The 979-nt window shown below is 57.0% G+C and carries 2 protein-coding genes; both read left to right on the top strand.

The window, feature by feature from the left end:
• Positions 1 to 59 precede the first annotated feature (59 nt).
• Positions 60 to 353 (top strand): IS3 family transposase, encoded by a 294-nt coding sequence (locus tag DMX11_RS25805; RefSeq protein ID WP_023661668.1) that lies wholly within the window; start codon positions 60 to 62, stop codon positions 351 to 353.
• On the top strand, positions 350 to 979 hold a 630-nt coding region (locus DMX11_RS25800; RefSeq protein ID WP_146230388.1), incomplete at its 3' end, for an IS3 family transposase. The genes DMX11_RS25805 and DMX11_RS25800, both read left to right, overlap by 4 nt.

Here is a 979-nt window from a genome sequence, read left to right as displayed (position 1 = left end):
CTGCCCCGTGACAACGGACGCCAAGAAGCGATACTTACATCGCTATCTTGGAGGTTGTCATGTACCCAACCACTCGCCGCAATTACACCGATGAGTTCAAGATTCAGGCCGTTGCGCTGGCTGAAACGCTTGGCAGGACGGAAGCTGCTCGCCAGCTGGAGATGTCTGTGAAGACGTTGGACAACTGGGTCAACGCTTCCCGCAACGGCCAGCCGTTGAGCTCTCCTGACCGTCGCGCAATCACCAGAGAGGACAGCGAGTTAGCACGATTGCGAGCCGAGAACGCCGAGCTGAAACTGGAGCGTGAAATCCTAAAAAAGGCGGCGGTATTCTTTGCCAAAGAGTCCAGGTGAGATACGCCTTCGTCGCTGAAGAACGGGCTCAGTTCCCGGTGCGTCTGTTGTGCCGGGTAATGGGTGTCTCGGTTTCAGGGTTTTACGACTATCAGCATCGCCAAGGCCGCCCAGATCCGGATGCACAAATTCGCATCGATCTCCACAAGGTTTACGCGGCTAGCCGCAAGACCTATGGCCGACCACGGCTAGTCGAGGCGCTACGGCAGCAGGCCTATGCGGTAGGTCATAAGCGCGTTGACCGGCTGATGCATGAAGAGCACATACAAGGCCGATCCAAGGGCGGTTTCAGACCGTGCACCACCGACAGTCACCATGCGCTGCCAGTGGCGAGCAATTTATTGGGTCGTCAGTTCTCCGTTCAAAGCTCCACCCCAGCCTGGGTCAGTGATATCACTTACATCGCTACGAAAGAGGGCTGGCTTTATCTGGCAGTGGTACTGAGCATCCAAACCCGCCAAGTGCTGGGTTACAGCCTGGCGGACAGGATGCCTGACGACTTGGTCGAGCGCGCTTTCATGAACGCTTGGAACGCATGTTTGGGCGTCTACGGAGTGATTTTCCATTCCGACCAAGGGCGCCAGTACGCGAGCAGCAGGTTTCGTCTCGCTTTGGCCAAGAAGGGC

This window comes from Pseudomonas sp. LB-090624 (assembly GCF_003205205.1).
Taxonomy (GTDB): Bacteria; Pseudomonadota; Gammaproteobacteria; order Pseudomonadales; family Pseudomonadaceae; genus Aquipseudomonas.
The sequence above is the reverse complement of the archived record's forward strand: the minus strand, read 5'-3'. Positions and strand labels throughout refer to the sequence as shown.